This window comes from Roseateles sp. P5_E8 (assembly GCF_054177665.1).
In genome coordinates, this window is the sequence record NZ_JBGCUM010000005.1 from 128,082 (window position 1) to 146,604 (window position 18,523).

An 18,523-nucleotide genomic window follows, 5' to 3' on the forward strand; every position below is an offset into this window, starting at 1 on the left:
GCGGTAAGGTGCGCCAGTCTGGAAGCCCCGGCCTGCCGCGTCGTCTCAGCGGATCGGCTCGGACGTTCGGGCCTGCAGGCGCCGCCACTCGGAGGGCGTCGCACCGCTGATCTTCTTGAACGCGGCATTGAAGGTGGACTTGGCGTTGAAGCCCGCCGCGTAGGCCAGGTCCAGCAGCGTTGCCGACGCCTGGGCCGGGTCGGCCATCATGCGCTGCACCTCGGCCACCCGCAGGCCGTTGATGTAGTCGAAGAAGCTCAGGCCCAGCGTGTCGTTCAGGTACTGGGACAGCAGTTGCGGCGAGGTGCCGATGCGCTCGGCCAGGTCGGCCAGCGTCAGCTCGTTCTCCAGAAAGTCCCGCGCCTGGGCCATGCGTTGCTGGAGCTTGGCGCCGATCAGGGCCTGGGCGGCGTCGGTCATGCCGGAGCGGGCGTATTTGCCGGTGTCGGCCTCGGCGGCGAGCTGGGGCGGTGGCGCGTCCGCCGTGCCGCGCTCGGGCAGGAAGACCTCGACCTGGCGCAGGCCGAACCAGCCGACGAAATACAGGATCACGACGCGGTGCACCAGCAGGCCCCAGTCCCAGAGGCCACCGAACAGGCTGGACAGCACGCAGTTCAGCAGGATCAGCACCACCACCACGCTCAGCGCGCCAAGCCAGACCCGGTCGCGGCGCGGCAGCGATGAAGCGCGGTGCAGATGCCATCCTGCCGCAACCGCGTAGGCCGTCGCCAGCGCTTCGCAGGCGAGAAAGAAGAGGCCGAAATCGACGGGCTGAAAGAACTTCGCCCGCAGCAGCAAGCCGATGAACGCCGCCAGCGGCAGGAAGTGCCAGGCCTGCCGCCCGTCATTGCCCAGGCCCACCATGGCGCGCATATAGCAAAGGTAGAAGGCGCCGAGCGTCGTCACCGGCCAATCCATTAGCCCGAACCATTCGGGATGGGCGTGATACCAGCGGGTGCCGGAGAGCGACAGCAGCGAGATCGACAGCACGAACAAGCCGATCCAGGCGTTGGCGGCGCGCCGCCGCAGCAGGGCCAGCAAGGGCACCGCCAGGAAGAGGCCCAGGACGGCGCTGCAGAAGGACAGGGTTTCGTACATGCCCGCGCTAGGGCTTGCCCAGTACCCGGATCACCTCTGCCTCCGACACCGGCTTGCCGATGAAGCCGTTCATGCCGGCGGCCAGCACGGCCTGGCGTTCCTGGTCGAGCACGGCGGCGGTGAAGGCGTGGATGGGCAGGTGTGCGGTGCTGGGGTCGGCGCGCAGCAATTGCGTGGCGCGCAGGCCGTCGACCTTGGGCATGTGCAAATCCATCAGCACGGCGTCCAGCTGGCCGGCCTGCGCGCGGGCGATGGCCACGGCCTCCTCGCCGTCCTCGGCCTCGATGACCTCGGCGCCCAGGCGCTGCAGCAGGGCCGTGATGATGAGGCGGTTGACGGGGTTGTCCTCGGCCACCAGCAGGCGCTGGCCGGCCAGCGGGTGGCGCTGCGGGATGGGGATGCGCCGGCGCGTGGCGGTGTCATCGATGGTCAGCGAGCGCGGCAGGCTCAGCGAGGCCCAGAAGGTGGAGCCGCTGCGGCCGTCGCTGTCCACGCCGACGTGGCCGTCCATGCGCGCGGCCAGCTCGCGGCAGATGGACAGGCCCAGGCCGGTGCCGCCAAAGCGCCGCGTCGTCGAGTCGTCGGCTTGCGCGAACGGGCGGAACAGCCGCGTCTGCTGATCGGGCGGCACGCCGATGCCGCTGTCCTGCACGGACAGGCGCACGCGGTCCGGGCCGGCCGGCGCCAGGCTGAGCTTGACGAAGCCGCGCTCGGTGAACTTGAGCGCGTTGACGAGGAAGTTGGCCAGGATCTGGCGCACCCGCACCGGGTCGCCGATGACGAGGCGGGGCAGGGCGGACGAGACGTCGATCTGCATCTCCAGCCCGCGCTCGCGGCCCAGCGCCGCGCAACCCTCGAAGCTCGCCTGGGCCAGCGCATGCAGATCGAACTCGATCTTCTCCAGCTCCAGGTGACCCGCCTCGATCTTGGACAGGTCCAGCACGTTGGAGACGATCTCGTTGAGCGACTCGGCCGCGCCCACCAGGTGGGAAAGGTACTTGCCGCGATGTGCGTCGTCGGTGCCGGCCTGCTCAAGCAGTCGAGCCAGGCCGAGCACGCCGTTGAGCGGCGTGCGGATCTCGTGGCTCATGGTGGCCAGGAAGGCGCTCTTGGCCAGGCTGGCGGTCTCGGCCTGTTGCTTGGCGGCCTGCAGCTCGTGCTGCTGGCGGCGGTGCTCGGTGACGTCCTCGGCCACCCACAGCGTGTCGCGCTCGTGGTCGCCTTCGATATGGCCCGACAGCGGCGGCAGGCCGCGGGCGTTCAGGTGCACGGTGATGAGCGAGCCGTCGGCACGCTCGAAGTCGAGTTCGAAAGCCTGCGTCTCGCCGGCCGCCACCTGGGCGGCGGGCAGCTCGGGCTCGGCGCCGCCGAAGATCTCCCGCCAGTGCCGGTTGACGCGCTCGAAGCGCTCGCCGCGGGTGAGTGCGATGCCGACGCTGGCGTGGTCGAGGATGGCGTCGGCCTCGATGCGGGCGCGCTCGCGCTCGGTGATGTCGCGTGCGATCAGCATGGTGGCCGGCTCGCCGTCCCAGTCCAGCGTGGCGGCGGAGACGAGCAGATCGCGCCACTCGCCGCGCACCAGGATGGCGGAGCGGAAGTCGCGCGCGATGCCGGTGTCGGCCATCTCGGTGGCCAGCCGCTTGGGCTCGCGGCTGTCGGGCCACAGACCCAGCTCACGGCCGGAGCGGCCGATGACGTCGTCGCGGTTGCGGCCGATGAGGGCGCAGAAGCCCGAGTTGGCGAAGCGGATGCGGCCGTCGGCCGTGCGTGCCACGCAGATGGCATCGGGGCTGGCGCGCAGCAGCCGGTCCAGCATGCTGGCCGTGCGCTCGTGCTGCTGCAGTGTCAGGCGCTCGCCGGTGATGTTGTGGCTGACGCCGCGCCAGCCGGTGTGCGTGCCGGCGGCGTCGAAGATGGGCTCGCCGGAGCTGAGCGTCCACAGCAGCCGGCCGTCGGGCGTGCGGAAGCCGTTGATGCGGTCGCGGTAAGCGCGCTTGAGACGGATGTCTTCCACCAGCGCGTGGTAGTCGGCGTCGCGCACGATGATGGCGCCGTCGGGCTCGCCCATGCGCAGGAAGTCCTCGCGCTTGTGGTCGGACAGCGGCTCGAACTCGTCGGACAACCAGGTGACGCGAAAGCGCGCATCTGCCTCCCAGGCCCAGTTGTGCGCGGCCTGCACCAGGCGGGCCAGGCGCGCCTCCTCGTCCAGCGCCTTGCGCAAGGCGGCGCCCAGCACGCGGTTGATGAGCAGCGCGGCGAGCAGGGCCGTGGTGGCGTAGAGCACATGGGCCAGCAGGCGGTCATTCAGCGTCACGCGCAGCAGCGCGGCCTGCCCGGGGATGACACCGCGCGACTCCAGCACGGCCAGCGTCGCGACGACGGCGAGATAGAGGACCGTCAGCAACGCCGCCGCGCGGCTGCCCGCCAGGCCGCCGCCGAGGGTGATGGCCAGGCAGGCGGCGGCCAGCGACACCGTGTGCACGCCCAGGCCCACCTGCACGGCGTGCACGGCCAGCGTCAGCATGGCTACCGCCAGCGTCACCACACTGGCGGCCGCCGGCCGGCCGGCGCGGCGCAGGCCGTGGCCCAGCCCGGCCGCGGCCAGGATGCCCAGCGCGATCATCAGCCGCTGGCCCGACAGCGCGGAGACGCGGCCGGTGGCGAACTCGACCGCAGCCAGCAGGGTCATCGCGCCGCCCAGGCTGGCCAGCACGATGACCAGCACACGCGCCGCCAGCGCCTGCGGCGACTCGCGCGCGGCCGCCCCCGAGGCGGGCTCGGCGGCGCGAGCGGGGGCGACCGCGCTGGCCGGGCTATTCGGCATTGAAGCCATTGCGTGCGTGGCTGCCGTCGCAGAAGGGCTTGGTCTGGCTGCCGCCGCAGCGGCACAGCCGCGCCTGCGCCACGCGGCAGACCATGCGGCCGGTGCCGCTCAGCACCTCGATCTGGCCGCGCAGCTGCAGCGGGCCATTGGGCTCGGGCTCGATGTCGATGCGGCCGTCGCGCACGGCCGGCATGTCGGTGGAGAAGCCCAGCAGGCCGGTCTCGGGCTCGCCGGTGGCGGTGAAGGCGATGTCGTGGTGGCTGCCGTCGCAGAAGGGCTTGTTCTTGCTCGCGCCGCAGCGGCACAGCGTGGCGCGCGTGCCGATGGCCTCGCCGCGCAGGTGCAGGTCGCCGCGGATGCCGTACGGCCCGGCCTCGCGCACCTGCAGCAGGTTGACGGGCGGCGGCGCTTCGTCGGCCTCGCCGTCCTTGCGGCGGACCTGGATGGCGCCCGACGGGCAGGCATGGGCGATGTCGACGAGACGTTCGACCGGCATCGCGTCCGGGTAGAGCCAGGCGCCGGGCGTATTGGCCAGGAAGACCTTGGGCGCGCCGGTCACGCAGAAGCGCGCGTGGATGCAACGCTTGGCCTCGAAGCGCAGCTCCAGCTTCTCGCCCTGCACGATCTCGACGCCGTCCGTGACTTCCGTGGGTGGCGCGGGCGGCGGCGGCGCGGCCACCACGGGCGCGGGTGCAGCCGCGACAGGCGCGGCCAGGTCCAGCCCGCGCTCGGCGCGTTCGCGCAGGGCCTGGAGCTGGCGGGCGGCGCGGCCGGTGCGCTCGGCGCCCAGCTCGTCATGCAACTTGGCAGCGGCGTCGGCCAGCTGGGCCAGGCGTTCGATGACGAAGCGGCGCGCGGCCGGCCCCGGCGGCAGGGCGGCCGTGTCGCGCAGCGCCGTGAAGCTGGCGCCGGCATGGCAGCCCGGGTTGCTGGGCCCGGCGGGCAGGCGGGCGGCGTGCTCGGCCAGTGGCGTGAAGGCGCGCATCAGGCCCAGCGACAGGTCGACGTGCAGGCTCTTCTCGGTCGACGGGCCGGGCAGCAGATAGGCCTGGGCCAGCAGGCGCAGCATCAGGCCGTAGCTCGCGTTGGCGATGTCCACGGTGGCAGCCGCTGCGGCGTCTTCCAGCCAGACCCGGCCTTCGGGGCGCGGCGGGCGGCGCAGCACCGGGTTGGTGGCGGCCGGCCAGGCGGGCTCGAAAGCCGCGTTGGCGGCGCGCAGCCCGGCCAGCTCGGTGCGGATGGCGGCAAAGCGCTGGTAGTGCGAGGCCTCGCTGTCGCTGGGTGCGCCCTCGCCCTGGCGCACGATGGCGTCGAAGGCCGCCAGCGCTGTCTTCGAGCACAGCACCTGGCGGGCGCCGGCGAGGTTGAGCTCGCTCGGGCTCAGTTGCAGCGTGCGGTCACCGCAGAAGCTGGCCGCCTCGCCGTGCTCGGCGACGAAGGCCTGCAGGTCGGCCGAGAGCGTGGCGTAGAAGTGGCCCACGGTCTCGTAGTCGCGCGCCATCGGCGTGATGCGCGGCGCCACGGCGTTGCGCGAGAAGGGGCGCTCGGCGGCAAAGCCTTCGCCATCGGCCTCGGTGCTGCCGTCGGGGCGCTCCAGGTAGATGAAGTGCTGCAGCGTCGCGTCGCTGAAGGGCGCCAGCTTGACGACGACGCTGGCCGGCAGATAGCCGGGGTCGAGCGGGAAGTTGCCGCGGCCCAGGTGCGGCGCGCCGCCCAGGGCCGCCGTGATGTTCCAGACCGCGACGAGGTGGCCCATCTCCTCGACGGYGACGGCCACGATCTCGCGCCGCCAGCGCTCCGCCGCCGCCGCTTCTTCAGGCCGCAGCCCTTCGGCCTCGCCCTGCTTCAGGCTGAAGGCCGCGTAGAGATAGGTGCACATGAGGTTGTGCTCCAGCTCGGCGGCCTCGTAGAGGCTGTGCAGCAGTTGCTCGCGGCTGGGCGCCGCAGCAGTGGGGGAGTGAGTCATGAGGCGGGTCGCTCGACAGGCGGCGCGACATTAGCACGCAGGCCGGGCCGTATGCCCTGTGGCGAACCCACGCGCAAAGGGCTGGTTCAGACTGTGCGAAGTCTCGGCAGCCACATGAGTGGATCGAAGCGCGCGGCCGGCGCCTCAACCCAGCGGTGGAAAGGCCGGGCCAGTGCGTTGGCCAGCGCCCAGGTCGCCACCAGCATGGTCAGGCCGACGGCGGGCGAGGCGCTGCCCAGGTGGGTCATCAGCGCATTGGTCAGCAGCAGCACCGGGAAGTGCAGCAGGAACAGCGCATAGGAAGGTGTGGCCCACCGGGCCAGCACCTCGGCCCCGCGCGCCGGCAGCAGCGCCAAGCCGCGCGCGTGGCGGCCCTCGGCCAGGGCCAGCCACAGGGCGGTGGCCAGGGCCAGGGCCAGGCGGTCGCGCCAGTCCAGCCACAGCGCCGCGCCAAAGGCCACGGCCAGCAGCACGAGGCCGGCGCGGCGGTGGCGCCACAGGCCCAGCCAGTGCACCAGTGCACCCAGGCCATAGGCGGCGAAGAAGTAGGGCGCCCAGGCGTCCAGCGTCGCGTCGCGGTTGAAGGCGAAGGCCGAGGCCAGCGCCAGGCCCGCCACCAGCAGCGGGCCGACGACGAGGCGGCTCGGGTGCCGCCAGCCGCTCCGCGCCAGCCACAGCAGGCCCACCAGAACGGCGAACAGCTGCAGGTCGATGGCCACATACCAGGCGCCCACCGTCAGCGCCTCGTAGCCCAGCACGTCGTGCAGCAGCAGCGCGTGCGCCAGCAACTGGGCGGCGCTGATGTCGGCCGGCACCAGCTCGGGCCAGGACGACGCGATCAGGCCGCAAGCCCCCAGCGTCAGCGCCAGCGCGGCCAGGAAGGGCAGCACCAGGCGCAGATAGCGCCGCCACAGCAGCTCCGGCACGCCCACCTGCAGGGCGCCGCCCCGGGGCGACAGGCCGCGCGCGCTAAGGAAGCCGGCGACGACCAGGAAGACCTGCACCGCCATGCGGCCGTACTGATGCATCAGGCCCGCCAGCAGCGGCAACGCCTCATGCGCGGCACGGGCGATGGGGCCGTAGCTCGCCAGGTGGTGCAGCACGATGACTTGTGCCGCCAGCGCCTTCAGGGCGTCAATGTGCGGCAGTCGGCGGGAGGGCGTGGACATCGGAGGACACAAAAGGAACGGGCCTGCGCAATGCAGGCCCGTTGTTCGGAAGACGTGAAATTGTACCGGCGCTACCTCGGTAAAAGCCCGTAAAGAGCTTTGCGACAGGAAACGCCGGCCGGCTTACTTGGCCGTCACGGTCAGCTGGTTGTCGACCGACTTCACGCCGTCCACCGCCTTGGCGATGGCTTCGGCGCGGTCCTTCTCGGCCGACGTGTGCACCTTGCCGGTCAGCAGCACGAAGCCGTCGGCGTCGGTGTCCACATGGACGACGGCGAGCGACGAGACCTTGCTGGCGGCCAGCTGGGCCTTGATCTTGGTCGTGACGACCGAGTCCTTGACCCAGGTCTTGGTGGGGCCGGCGGGCTTGTCGGCCGCAAAGCTGGCCAGGGGAACTGCCAGGGCAGCGGCGATGGTGAGGGAGGCGAGCTTGGAGAACTTCATGAGTTGTTCCTTTCAACAGAACTGACGCGCCCCATGCGCGTCGCCATGGCTGCAAATCTAGGCAGGCTGGCGTGTGCGCGGTGCCGGGCGACGGGAGCTTGAGCTGTAGGAGAGTTCCTAGCCGCACCAAAGCGCTATCGTGGCCACCATGCCGCACACCGTCCTCGCCTTCTGGTTCCAGGAAATCCGCCCCGCCGACTGGTGGGCCTCAGACCCCGCCTTCGACGACCAGGTGCGCACCCGCTTTGGCGCGCTGCACGAGCAGGCGCTGCGCTGCGAGCTCTCGGCCTGGCGCACGACGCCCGAGGGCCGGCTGGCCGAGGTCATCGTGCTGGACCAGTTCTCCCGCAACATCCACCGCGGCACGCCGCGCGCCTTTGCGGCCGACCCGCTGGCGCTGGCGCTGGCCCAGGAGGCCGTGGCCGCCGGCGCCGACCTGCAGCTGCAGTTCGACCAGCGCTCCTTCCTCTACATGCCCTGGATGCACAGCGAGTCCGCCGCCATCCATGCGGCGGGCGAGCCGCTGATGAAGGAGCGGGCGCCGCAGCACACGCATGACTTCGAGTTGAAGCACAAGACAATAGTCGACCGCTTCGGGCGATACCCGCACCGCAACGCCATCCTGGGCCGCACGTCGACAGCCGAGGAGCTGGAGTTCCTGAAGCAGCCGGGCTCCAGCTTCTGAGGCGCGCTCGGTAGTCTCCCCGACGGCCGCACCGGCCGGGCATGCTCCAATGCGGGAATTGGAACCGATTCCAAATCGACATGCCCCGCAAACCGAATCACGCCCGCCTGCTGGCCGCAGCTCTCGCTGCGCCTCTCATCGCCCTAGCCGCACCGCCCGACTTCGGCCCCAACGTCCATGTGCTGGACCCCGCCACGCCGGGGCTGCAGCAGCGCATCGACGCCATCTACGAGGCCCAGGGGCCCAACCATTTCGGCCCGCGCCGCGACGCCATCCTGCTCAAGCCCGGCACCTACCGCGACCTGCGCATCCCGGTGGGCTTCTTCACGCAGGTGCTGGGGCTCGGCGGGCAGCCGGACGATGTGCACGTCATCGGCGACCTGCGCTCCACGGCGCTGCTCGAGAACGACAACGCCACCACCAATTTCTGGCGCGGCGCCGAGAACTTCTCGGTCACGCCCACGCTGGGCATAGGCGACAACACGATGCAGTGGGCCGTGTCCCAGGCCATCCCGTTCCGGCGCATGCATGTGCGCGGCAACATGCGGCTGAACCAGAAGCAGGGCTGGTCCAGCGGCGGCTGGTTTGCCGACGTGCTGGTGGACGGCCAGGTCAATTCGGCCACGCAGCAGCAATGGCTGTCGCGCAACAGCGAGTGGGCGAGCTGGACGGGTTCGAACTGGAACATGGTCTTCGTCGGCGTGCCGCAGGCCCCTGGTGGCGACTTTCCAGCGCCCACCACGCGCTACACCCGCGTTGCGCAGACGCCGCTGGTGCGCGAGAAGCCCTGGCTGTTCATCGACAAGCACGGCGGCTACGCGGTGCGTGTGCCGGCGCTGCGGCGTGACAGTGCCGGCATCTCCTGGAAGCAGGGCATGGCGCCCGGCAAGACGCTGCCGATCAGCCGCTTCCACATCGCCAGGCCCGGCGACACGGCCGCCGCGTTGAACGCCCAGCTTGCCGCCGGCAAGCACCTGTTGTTCACGCCGGGCGAGTACGTGCTGACCGAGACGCTGCAGGTCAAACGCCCCGGCACGGTGGTGCTGGGCATAGGCTTCCCGACGCTGCGCTCCGACAACGGCGCGCCGCTGCTGAAGACGGCCGACGTGGACGGGCTGACGATTTCGGGTCTGTTCCTGGACGCCGGCCGCGAGGACTCCGGCGTGCTGATGGAGGTGGGCCCGCCGGGCAGCAAGCTGCGCCACAAGGCCAACCCGACCGTGCTGCACGACGTGTTCTTCCGCATCGGCGGCGCCGCGCCGGGCCGCGTGCATACCGCTCTGCGCATCCACGCCCACGACACGCTGGTGGACCACACCTGGCTCTGGCGCGCCGACCACGGCGAAGGCGTCAGCTGGACGAGCAACCCGTCCGCCCACGGCCTGGTCGTGGACGGCGAGGACGTGACCGTCTACGGCCTCTTCGTCGAGCATTTCCAGGACCATCAGGTGGTCTGGCGCGGCAACGGCGGGCAGGTCTATTTCTACCAGTCCGAGCTGCCGTACGACCCGCCGACGCAAAGCGCATGGACCAGCCCCACCGGCCGTGGCTTCGCTTCGTACAAGGTGGCCGACACGGTCACCCGCCACGAGGCCTGGGGCCTGGGCATCTACAGCGTCTTCCTGCAACCCGACGTGCTGCTGGACCGGGCCATCGAGGTGCCGGAGAAGCCTGGCGTGAAGCTGCACCACATGATCACCGTCTGCCTGGTGGACAAGGGCAGCATCGAGCGCATCGTGAATGACAAGGGCGACGCGGCGCGCTGCAAGGGCGGGGCCAATACGGCGACGTTGAACGAGTACCCGTAAACATCTGGTTGCACCTGGGTCGGGAAGAAAGGCGGCGCGGCGGGCGTTGTGCAGGTGAAGGGGCTGGAAGCAGGCCCCACCCACAACACCGAGGAGCCCGCCATGTCCCGCCTTTCGATCACCACGCTTGCCGTCCTGCTTGCGCTGCCCGTGCTTGCCCACGCGGAAGAGCCGGCCCCCAACGCTGGCCGGCGCGCCGTCAGCGTCGCCGCGCAGCGCGACTCGCAGAAGAACCAGCAGGCTGCCGCAGCGCTGAGCCTGCCGGTGGGCGAGCGCGCCTGGGTCAACGTTGGTGCGGGCACATCGCGCAGCCAGGACGCCATCACCGGCCGCACCTACCGCCCCAAGCAGGTCAGCGCCGGCGTTGGCGTGGCCGGCAGTGCCTGGCAGGCCACGCTGGACGCCACCCACCGCCGCGACGGCAGCACCCTCAACCAGACCGACTGGGCCGCCGCCGCCGACGTGCGGCCGGTGGACGGCGTCAGCGTGGGTGTGGACGCCACGCACCGCACCGCCCGTGCGCGCAACGCGACAACCGACCAGCGCCTGCGTGGCCGCGGCGTTGGCGTGCACGGCGCGGTGGCCGTGGGCAAGCAGCTCACCGTCTACGGCGCGACGCTGCGCAACCGCTACAAGGTCAGCGAGACGACGACGCAGGCCGGCTCGTCCGGCGCACTGGGCGGCCTGTTGCTGCAGCCGCGCCCCTCCGTCGTCAACCGCGACGAGCTGGCCCTGGCGCGCAGCTCGCAGGTCGGCGCGACCTGGCGCTTCGACAACCAGGTCGCCGTCAGCGGCGAGGTGATGCAGGACCGCCTGCAGGACGGCGGCAGCCTGCGCACCGCCCAGCTCAAGGCTGCGGTGCCCGTGGGCGGTGGCTGGACGCTGGCGCCGGCACTAGGCCGCAGCCACGGCCCGCAGGGCACGCGCGCCACCTATGGCCAACTGGCCGCCCGCTTCGCCTGGTAAGCCGGCGGGTTCAGCGGCGAGTCGCCGGGTCCCAGTGCTCGGCGATCTTGCCGTTCTCGATGCGGAACATGTCGAACCAGGTCGTCGTGTACTTCTGCGTCGCATCCTTGGGGTCCGGCCGTTCGCTGACGAAGCTGAGGATGACCAGGTCGCCCTCTGCCGTGATGGCCACCAGCGGCGCCTTGACGCGGTCCTCGATGGGCTTGGGCTTGGCGATCTGCGAGAACACCGCCACGAAGCCCGCGCGGCCGGTGGCCACCATCGGGTTGTGCTGGACGTAGCTCTCGGCCAGGTAGCGGTCCACCCGGTCCATGTGACCGCCCTCGAATACCTCGCGCCAGAAGTCGTAGACCAGGCGCTTGTTGGCCGCCAGCCTGGCATCGGCGCTGGCCAACAGCTGGGCGTGGTCGGCGTTGGCCTGGACGGGCACCTGGGCGAGTGCGGGGCCGGCCAGCATGGCGGCCAGAAGTCCGGAGAGGAGGGCGTGCTTCATGCGTGCTTTCGGGAGCGGAGCGGCGAGTGTAGGAAGCCCTTGGCTGCAGGCAGAACCGGTTCGCGGTATGGTCGCGCCCGATCTGCAGCGAAGCCATGGACAACCTCGATCTCAACGTATTGCGCACGGCCGCCGGCTGGCTTGCCGAGGCGCGCGGCGTCGTGCTGGGCACGATCACCCGCACCTGGGGCTCGGCGCCACGGCCTGTGGGCTCGCTGGTGGCGGTGCGCGACGACGGGCTGATCGCCGGCTCGGTGTCCGGTGGCTGCATCGAGGACGACCTTATCGCCCAGCTGCGTGCCGGCAGCTTGGCAATAGACAAGCCCACACCGCTGCGCTACGGCGTCTGCGCCGAGGAGGCACGCCGCTTCGGCCTGCCCTGCGGCGGCACGCTGGAGCTGATGCTGGAGCCGCTGGGGCCGCAGTCGGGCATTGATGAGCTGCTGGCTCGCCTGACGCGTGGCGAGCGCGTGCGCCGCTCGCTCGACTTGCTGACCGGCGCCACCTCGTTGGCCGACGCGGAGCCCGGCGCCGACACGCTGACGCTGACCGACACACAGCTCATCAGCCATCACGGCCCGCAATGGCGGCTGCTCGTCATCGGCGCTGGCCAGATGACCGATTACCTCGCGCAGATGGCGCTGGCCCTGGGTTACGGCGTCACCGTCTGCGACCCGCGCGCCGAGTACGCCGACGGCTTCACGCTGGCAGGCGCCACGCTGACGCGCGACATGCCCGACGACGTCGTCATGGCCTTCCAGCCCGACGGCGCCACCGCCATCGTCGCGCTGACCCACGACCCCAAGCTCGACGACCTGGCGCTGATGGAAGCGCTCAAGAGCGCCGCCTTCTACGTCGGCGCCATCGGCTCGCGCGTCAACCAGGCCAAGCGCCGCGCGCGCCTGGGTGAGCACTTCGGCCTGACCGACGAGCAACTCGACCGCCTGCATGGCCCGGTGGGCCTGGACATCGGCGCGCGCACGCCGCCGGAGATCGCGTTGAGCATCCTGGCGGAGATGACGGCGGTGCGGTATCGCGCCGGGGGCGCGAGGGCTGAGGCAGGTTGCGCCCTTACTTGACGGTGTAGCCCCTGCCGTCCATGCAGGCGTCCACTGCACGGTTGAACACGCTGGCATCGGCTTGCGCATTCGGCTGGGTCGTCGCCCAGCGATTGCAGTCGCGGCGGTCGGTTTCCAGCTGCTCGGGGGACTGGCCGTTGCGCGGGTAGATGATGGGTTCGGCCTTGGGGGCCGGTGGGGGCGGCGGCGCCGGCATGACCTGCGCCGTGTTGGCCTCGGGCGGCGGCGCCGCCACGACATAGCCCTCCGGCACCGGCCGGTAGTACACGCCGTTGGCGTAGTAGTAGGGCAGGCCGCCCAGCGTCAGCGTCACATAGGACGGCGGCAGCAGCGGGATGACGATGCCGAGCGATGGCTGCACGACGCGGTAGCGCGGGCCGTAAGGCTGATACCAGACGCCACCTTGGAACCAGTAGCGGCCGGGGCCCGCGCCGACCATGACGGCGCCATGCGGCACGTAGGGCGCCACATAGCCGCGCGCGGGGTAGTAGTGGTCATGGTGGTAGCGGTTGTCGAACACCATGCCGATGTTGGCGCGCACGCGCACGTCGGCGTGGGCGGGCAGGGCGGCGCAAAGCGCGACTAGAGCGGTGGTAACGGCGGCGGCGGTGGTGTGGAGCAAGGTCTTCATGGTCATCAACCCAAAAGCCAGGGGAGGGATTCGCAACGCCGTCAGGCTGCGCCGCGTGCACTGCGGCGGCATTGCAGCCACGTAAAGTTCGCCGCAGTCGCAACTGCCGCCGCTGCCCACCATGATCGAACTGCACTACTTCCCCAGCAACGCCAGCTTCGCGCCCCACATCCTGCTGGAGGAGTTGGGCATCCCCTTCACGCTGCGCACGGTGGACCGCGCCAACAACGAGCACAAGTCGCCGGCCTACCTGAAGCTCAACCCCAACGGCTTGATCCCGACGCTGGTCGACGGCGATCTGGTGCTCTACGAGACGGCCGCCATCCTGATGCATCTGGCCGACTGCCATCCCGGCTTCGCCCCGGCGCCCGGCACGACCGAGCGGGCCGAGTACTACAAATGGATGGTCTGGCTGACCAACACGCTGCAGGCCATGCTCATCCACTACTTCTACCCGGACCGCATGGCCAGCGACGCGGCCGAGGTCAAGGCCCGCGCCGAGGCGCAAGTCGCGCCGATGCTGGACCAGATGGACGCCCACCTGGCCCGCCACGGCGGCGACTGGTTCCTGGGCGAGGCCTACACGGCGGTCGACCCGCTGGCCTTCATGCTGTGCCGCTGGACGCGCATTCAGGCCAACCCGGCCAAGACGCGGCCGGCGCTGGGGGCGTATCTGAAGCGGGTGTTCGACCGGCCGGCGACGCAGCGGGTGGTGGCGAAGGAGAAGTTGCCGGACCCGGTGTACTGAGTCTCTGCGCCTGCCTCGGCTCCCCCCACGTTCGTGGCGGCCGGCCCTGTCCGGGTCGTGCGGTGGTTTGCGTTGGTCGGAATGAGTCGAACTTGTCGACTGCATTCCATCCACCCAAGGAGAACCTCGTGAACCGCCATCAATTCGCCGTCTGTGCCGCCGCTGCTTTTGCCCTCAACAGCGCCCAGGCCGCCTCCATTCTGGACACCTTCAGCGACGGCACCGGCCTGATTCAGACCGATGCTGCGCCCTATGTCGAAACCTGGCTGCCCTCGGCGCAGGCGCCAGGCGGCGGGCGCTATTTCGCCAACAGTATCGAAGCGGGTGTGGCCCAAGCCGGCAAATCCACCTTTGCCGCCGTCCAGGCCGGTGCCTACTTCACGCTGGCCGATGCGGCCGTACCGCTGGTCACCAACCTGACCTACGGCGTGGCCAACCAGCTGGGCCAGGACCTCTCCATCGACCTGCTCAGCGAGGCCGCCTTCCGGCTCGACTTCCGCTACGTCTCGGCGCCCATGTCGCTGACGGTCTCCGTCATCACCGCCCACGGCGCCGGCACCTTCAGCAGCGTGGCCGACTTCGCCACCGCCCTCGCCGCCTCGCAGGCGCAGACCTTGGTCATCCCCTTCAGCGCCTTCGTCAACGACGCCGGCAACTCCAGCCCGGTGAACTGGGCCGACATCGACGCCATCAGCGTCTTCGTCTCCGGCCCCGGCGGCGCGGGCTTTGCGCTGGATACCTTCAGCACGACCCCGGTGCCCGAGCCGGCGAGCATGGCTTTGCTGGTGGCGGGCCTGGGGCTGGTGGCGGGGGCGGTGCGGCGGCGCGGCGGCGCGGCGGCTGACTCACCCTGCCCACGTCCGACCGGGATTTGAGGGCGGCGCACGGCTTACTCAAACCGCTGGCCGCACCCCTGGCAAAACCGCGCATCCGCAAGGTTCCTTGCCCCGCAATGCCGGCAGAACTTCGCACCCGCCTGCGTGGCTGCGCTTGCCGTGGCGGAGGCTGCCGCTGCGCCCAGCAAAGCAGCCGCCTCGCCAGCCAATGCCGGCGCTCCCGAAGCACTCGCCATCGCCCGCTCCGCATGCCCCAGCGCCGCAATCCGGCTCATGTCCTCCGCGCTCTCCGGCGCCACCAGGCTGGCCCGGCTGCGGCCGAACTCGCTCAGGTGCGCGGCCAGCTCCCGGGCATCTGCATCGGTTGAGAACATCGCCGTGATCTGGCGGCCCGCATCCTTGCCAAAGACGACGGACTCGATGCGAGCGCGCCAGACGCGCAGGGTCATGGCCTCGGTGCGGACGATCTGGTTGCTGGTCTGTACCCGGGCGGTGAGCTGGTTGCCGGTGCCGACACTGGCCGTCTGGTAGGTGCCTTCCATCTCGACCCAGGTCATGAAGGACTGGAAGTCGAACCGCCCCCAGAGCTGCGCCGCGGAGCGGAAGCAGAAGCCGGCCACGACCAGGAAGATCGGCGACGCGCCGAGCAATTGGAGGGGTAGGTCCCTCACCTGCAGCCCCTCGCTGCTGCGTGCAAACCAGACGGCGCAGACGGTGGCGGCCAGCGTGAGCAGTGTGGCGTAGAGGTCCAGGCTGACGAGGAAGCGGTGCCGGTCCGAGCCGAGTGCCTGGCCCGCGGACGTGGGCACCATGTTCGGCATGGGCGTGGGCTGGGTTTCCTCCAGCAGCTCGCCGCTGAAGGGGCCGGAATGCAGCTCGGGATGGATGACCGGCGTGGCGCGGGCGTAGCGGCGGTTGGGGATGCGCTCGGTCCACTGCTCCTGCATGCGGCGCTCCAGCTCGTCCAGCAAGAGGCTGGGCGGCACGTTCAGCGACAGGCGCAGCTGCTCGGAGCTCGTCTGCGTGGCGGGTGGGGCGGCCACCTGCCGCAGCGTGGCGAGCAGCAGCAGGGCGGAGGCGAGCGTGCCGGAGATCAGCAGCATGAAGGTCTGCGGCGCCAGCGAGAACTGGAAGGTCGGCAGGCCCTTGCCGACCACGGTCACCACCAGAGCCGGGCCGACGACCGCCGCAGCGATCAGGATGACCAGGGTCTTGGTGCTCAGGTTGGCCCGCCCCGCGCCGAGGATGGGCCGCAGCAGGAAGACCAGGCCGAAGACGAAGTAGGCCGCCGACAGCAGCGGCCGGCTGGCCTCGTTGCCCAGGACGCCCCAGGCCACGACGAAGCTCAGCGAGGCGGCGACCATGGCGCAGACGTTGAAGAAGGCACTGCGCGCCTGATCCTGCACGGCCAGCGGGGCCGTGATCAGCTTGGGCACCCAGTGGTAGAGCACGCCCTCCACGGCGCCGGTGGGCTCGGGGTAGGTCAGTGCGCCCTCGCGCAGCAGCCGTTTGATCGCGTCGGCCGATGGGGAGTTGCCTTCGGCGGTGGGTGGGATCTCTGCGGCCAGCGAGTGCGGCCGGCCGCGCCCGAAGAAGAAGCGCAGGCGCTTGGCCGCCACGGCGATGGCCAGCAGCGCGGCAAACACCAGAACCAGGCCGATGCCCAGCGGGATGGGCGCCAGCGTGTGCCTGCCCTGCAGCAGCGCCAGCACGCCGCCGACGAACAGCGCGCCGCCGCACAACAGCAGGAACAGGTTCTGGACCTTGTACGGATTGGGCAGTTCCAGCGTGGCGCCGGCGGAACTGTAGTCATAGCTCATGAGGCGTCCTCCCCGTGATTGATCAAGGCGCCGCGCACAGGCAATGCACCGCCGCCGCCCTTTCCCACTTGCCCTGCGCCGACTGCTTCGCCAACTCCCTCAACGTGGCCAGTTCCTCAATCACCGGCGCCGGCAGTGCATCCAGCCCCAGCGCCTGCCCGACCGCCTGGGCCAGCGGCGGCGCCACCACGTCGGTCAGCGAGGCCAGCAGGCGCTCCTTGCGGCTCATGTCGCGCTCCACGTAGACCAGGCGCGGCTTGTCGCCGTCCTTGACCTCCAGCTTGCCCAGCGTGACGGCCGTCTGCACGGCGTCGTCCAGGCTACCCAGGCGGTCCACCAGGCCGCGTTCCTTGGCCTGGGCGCCGGTCCAGATGCGGCCCTGCGCCACGGCGTCGATCTTCTCCGGCGTGCTCTTGCGCGCCTGCGCCGCGAGCGTGGTGAAGCGAGCATAGATGTTGTCGATGCTGGACTGCATGACGGCCTGCAGGCGCGGGTCCAGCGGGCGGCGCGGGTCCATGCTGCCGGCCAGCCAGGTCGTTGTCGTGCCGCCGGTGTGCAGCGACAGTTTGCTCATCAGCCCCTCGGCCGTCGGCAGAATCCCGAACACGCCGATGCTGCCGGTGATGGTGCCGGGATCGGCGATGACGGCGTCGCTGCTGGTGGCGATCCAGTAGCCGCCCGAGGCCGCCACGTCGCCCATGGAGACGACGACCGGCTTGCCGGCCGCGCGCGTCAGCTCCAGCTCGCGGCGCACGATCTCGGACGCGAAGGCGCTGCCGCCGGGTGAGTTCACGCGCAGCACGATGGCCTTGATGGCCTCGTCCTCGCGCGCCTTGCGGATCAGGCGGGCCGTCGTGTCGCCGCCGATACGCCCGGGGCCGGCATCGCCGTCGACGATCTCACCCTCGGCCACGACGATGCCCACGCCCGGCTGCAGCTTGCTCGGCGTGCCGGCGTCCTTCACATAGGCCATGTACTCATTCAGCGACACCTGGCGGAAGCTCTTGCTCTGCTCGTCCTTCGCGCCCTTGGCGATGAGCAGCGCGCGCATCTCGTCGCGCGTCTTGAGGCCGTCCACCAGCTTGGTCTGCAGCGCGAGCTGGGCCGGGTCGCCCTTCACGGCGGCCAGGCGCTGCGGCAGCTCGGCGATGCCCTTGGCGATGCTGCCGGCTTCCAGCTTGCGCGCGGTCTCGATGGCGCCGGTGAAGCCGCTCCACAGCTCGCCGTAGACCAGGCCTTCCGCCTCCAACGTGGCGGGGCTGGGGCCGGTGGCGGTGTAGGGCTCGGCAAAGCTCTTGTAGGTGCCGACCTTGATGACATGGGCCGTCACGCCCAGGCGGTCCAGCGCGTCCTTGTAATAGGTGCGGTAGCGGCCGAAGCCCTCGATCATCACCATGCCCATGGGGTGCACGTACACCTCGTTGGCCTGGGCGGCCAGGAAGTAGCCGCGCTGGCTGTAGCTGTCGGCATAGGCCAGCAGCGGCTTGCCCGACGCCTTGAAGCGCTGCAGGCCCGCGCTCACCTCGTGCAGGCCGGCCAGGCCCGCGCCGCCCAGGTCTTCCACGTCCAGCAGCACAGAGGTGATCTTGTCGTCCTTGGCCGCCTGGTCCAGCGCGGCGAGCACGTCGCGCAGGCGCGTCTGGCGCGGCACGCTGCGGCCCTGGGCCTGGGCCATCAGCTGCTCGCGCGGGCTGCCCGAGAACTGCTCGACGAGGTTGCCGTCCAGCTTGACCACCAGCGTCGTCTTCTCGGCCAGCGGCTTGGGACCGCGCGTCAGCAGCGCCGTGACGACGATGACGATGAGCAGCAGCACGAAGAGATTCGTCAGCGCCCGGCGTGTGCCGTCGAGCAGCCACCAGGCCTTGGAAAAGAACCAGCCGATTGCGGAGAACAGGGACTTCATCGCCGGAGACCTTGAGGGTTGATGCGCGGCGATTGTGTCGTCCGGCGGCTTTA

The 18,523-nt window shown here is 70.6% G+C and carries 15 protein-coding genes; 6 read left to right on the forward strand and 9 right to left on the reverse strand.

What is annotated here, in order from left to right; genetic code table 11:
- Positions 1–45: 45 nt before the first annotated feature.
- From ACXRVZ_RS04665 to ACXRVZ_RS04685, 5 genes are all read right to left on the reverse strand, one after another.
- On the reverse strand, positions 46–1,098 hold the full coding sequence (locus ACXRVZ_RS04665; protein ID WP_457418242.1) for a helix-turn-helix domain-containing protein: 1,053 nt from the start codon (positions 1,096–1,098) through the stop codon (positions 46–48).
- 7 nt (positions 1,099–1,105) lie between these two features.
- Complete coding sequence (locus ACXRVZ_RS04670; RefSeq protein WP_457418244.1) at positions 1,106–3,922, reverse strand: ATP-binding protein; 2,817 nt, start codon at positions 3,920–3,922, stop codon at positions 1,106–1,108.
- Positions 3,912–5,888 carry a ferritin-like domain-containing protein gene (locus ACXRVZ_RS04675; RefSeq protein ID WP_458232209.1) on the reverse strand — a complete coding sequence of 659 codons (1,977 nt, stop codon included), beginning with the start codon at positions 5,886–5,888 and terminating at the stop codon, positions 3,912–3,914. The genes ACXRVZ_RS04670 and ACXRVZ_RS04675 overlap by 11 nt, the downstream gene beginning before the upstream one ends.
- Positions 5,889–5,974: 86 nt before the next feature.
- A complete protein-coding gene (locus ACXRVZ_RS04680) occupies positions 5,975–7,057 on the reverse strand; it encodes an acyltransferase family protein (RefSeq protein ID WP_457418248.1) in 1,083 nt (360 codons plus the stop codon).
- 123 nt (positions 7,058–7,180) lie between these two features.
- Positions 7,181–7,501 (reverse strand): BON domain-containing protein, encoded by a 321-nt coding sequence (locus ACXRVZ_RS04685; protein ID WP_457418250.1) that lies wholly within the window; start codon positions 7,499–7,501, stop codon positions 7,181–7,183.
- Between the two features lie 148 nt (positions 7,502–7,649).
- Between ACXRVZ_RS04685 and ACXRVZ_RS04690 the strand changes: the two genes are divergently transcribed.
- The 3 genes from ACXRVZ_RS04690 (at position 7,650) to ACXRVZ_RS04700 (ending at position 10,960) form a co-directional block, all read left to right on the forward strand.
- Positions 7,650–8,186, forward strand: a complete 537-nt coding sequence (locus ACXRVZ_RS04690) for a DUF924 family protein (protein ID WP_457418252.1) — start codon at positions 7,650–7,652, stop codon at positions 8,184–8,186.
- 80 nt (positions 8,187–8,266) lie between these two features.
- Positions 8,267–9,994, forward strand: a complete 1,728-nt coding sequence (locus ACXRVZ_RS04695) for a hypothetical protein (RefSeq protein ID WP_457418254.1) — start codon at positions 8,267–8,269, stop codon at positions 9,992–9,994.
- Positions 9,995–10,096: 102 nt separating this feature from the next.
- Entirely contained in the window at positions 10,097–10,960 is an 864-nt protein-coding gene (locus ACXRVZ_RS04700; protein WP_457418256.1) for a hypothetical protein, read from the forward strand.
- Positions 10,961–10,970: 10 nt separating this feature from the next.
- Here the strand turns inward: ACXRVZ_RS04700 and ACXRVZ_RS04705 are convergent, their stop codons facing one another.
- On the reverse strand, positions 10,971–11,453 hold the full coding sequence (locus ACXRVZ_RS04705) for a nuclear transport factor 2 family protein (RefSeq protein WP_457418258.1): 483 nt from the start codon (positions 11,451–11,453) through the stop codon (positions 10,971–10,973).
- A 95-nt stretch (positions 11,454–11,548) separates the two neighbouring features.
- On the opposite strand from ACXRVZ_RS04705, the gene ACXRVZ_RS04710 reads away from it, so the two are divergent.
- Positions 11,549–12,532 carry an XdhC family protein gene (locus ACXRVZ_RS04710; RefSeq protein WP_457418260.1) on the forward strand — a complete coding sequence of 328 codons (984 nt, stop codon included), beginning with the start codon at positions 11,549–11,551 and terminating at the stop codon, positions 12,530–12,532.
- On the opposite strand, the gene ACXRVZ_RS04715 is transcribed toward ACXRVZ_RS04710, so the two are convergent.
- The gene (locus tag ACXRVZ_RS04715; protein ID WP_457418262.1) at positions 12,525–13,163 is read right to left on the reverse strand and encodes a DUF6515 family protein; all 639 of its coding nucleotides are present in this window, start codon (positions 13,161–13,163) and stop codon (positions 12,525–12,527) included. The genes ACXRVZ_RS04710 and ACXRVZ_RS04715 overlap by 8 nt on opposite strands.
- A 121-nt stretch (positions 13,164–13,284) precedes the next feature.
- On the opposite strand from ACXRVZ_RS04715, the gene ACXRVZ_RS04720 reads away from it, so the two are divergent.
- Together ACXRVZ_RS04720 and ACXRVZ_RS04725 are read left to right on the forward strand one after the other, a co-directional pair.
- A complete protein-coding gene (locus tag ACXRVZ_RS04720) occupies positions 13,285–13,911 on the forward strand; it encodes a glutathione S-transferase family protein (RefSeq protein ID WP_457418264.1) in 627 nt (208 codons plus the stop codon).
- A gap of 128 nt (positions 13,912–14,039) precedes the next feature.
- Positions 14,040–14,786: a PEP-CTERM sorting domain-containing protein gene (locus ACXRVZ_RS04725; protein ID WP_457418266.1), complete on the forward strand. Its 747-nt coding sequence runs from the start codon at positions 14,040–14,042 to the stop codon at positions 14,784–14,786.
- A 14-nt stretch (positions 14,787–14,800) separates the two neighbouring features.
- Here the strand turns inward: ACXRVZ_RS04725 and ACXRVZ_RS04730 are convergent, their stop codons facing one another.
- A complete protein-coding gene (locus ACXRVZ_RS04730; protein WP_457418268.1) occupies positions 14,801–16,567 on the reverse strand; it encodes a zinc ribbon domain-containing protein in 1,767 nt (588 codons plus the stop codon).
- 22 nt (positions 16,568–16,589) lie between these two features.
- Positions 16,590–18,470, reverse strand: coding sequence for a signal peptide peptidase SppA (sppA, locus tag ACXRVZ_RS04735; RefSeq protein ID WP_457418270.1), 1,881 nt, complete (start codon positions 18,468–18,470; stop codon positions 16,590–16,592).
- Between the last annotated feature and the right edge of the window lie 53 nt (positions 18,471–18,523).